Origin of the sequence: Rhizobium cauense (assembly GCF_019511525.1) — a bacterium.
Classification (GTDB): domain Bacteria; phylum Pseudomonadota; class Alphaproteobacteria; order Rhizobiales; family Rhizobiaceae; genus Rhizobium; species Rhizobium cauense.
The window spans coordinates 1-580 of the sequence record NZ_JAEUAT010000064.1; the positions used below are offsets into that span (position 1 = coordinate 1).

1 protein-coding gene and 1 tRNA gene are annotated in these 580 nt (G+C 55.9%); one reads left to right on the plus strand and one right to left on the minus strand.

The window, feature by feature from the left end; translation table 11 throughout:
- On the plus strand, window positions 1-199 hold a 199-nt coding region (locus tag JNB88_RS33140; protein ID WP_220359167.1), incomplete at its 5' end, for a hypothetical protein.
- 260 nt (window positions 200-459) lie between these two features.
- Here JNB88_RS33140 and JNB88_RS33145 read toward each other — a convergent pair.
- Window positions 460-536: transfer RNA gene (locus tag JNB88_RS33145), tRNA-Met, on the minus strand.
- Window positions 537-580: the final 44 nt, after the last annotated feature.

A 580-nucleotide genomic window follows, 5' to 3' on the forward strand; every position in this document is an offset into this window, starting at 1 on the left:
AATCATATGGATCATCACAGGGCTAGCTATAGGCGTAGACATAGATCCTCACAATCAGAGAAAATCAGATGTCTGCCATACCGCGACGGCCGTCAGCTTCGCCAGATGGGGTCTGCTTGTCGCTTACTACAATACACAGGCCCACATCCAACGCGCTCTCGACGGAGTAGCCTCGATGCGCGACCTTGTAAAAACTTGAGCCGGCAGCCGTCAGCAGCAAAAACGCCTTGTTGCGACCGAGGATGGCAAAGCTGCTACCTTGATCCCGGTGGGCCGATGAGGAGAGTTCCACGACATGCTGTCTTCGCAGGCGCGGATTGCGTTCGTTTTTGGAGCAGGCAGGCACACACCGATCGGAGATTAGACGCTTCGGCCGTACTCGGCACTGCGTCCGAAACGCAAAGAGCACTTCTCCTCTTATGGTGAGGAGCTTTTGTCAGGAGGCTCTATTTCAAATCTTGGTTGCGGGGGCAGGATTTGAACCTGCGGCCTTCAGGTTATGAGCCTGACGAGCTACCGGGCTGCTCCACCCCGCGTCCAGCGTAAATCCCTTCGGGATTTATCGCGGCGGCATAACCGC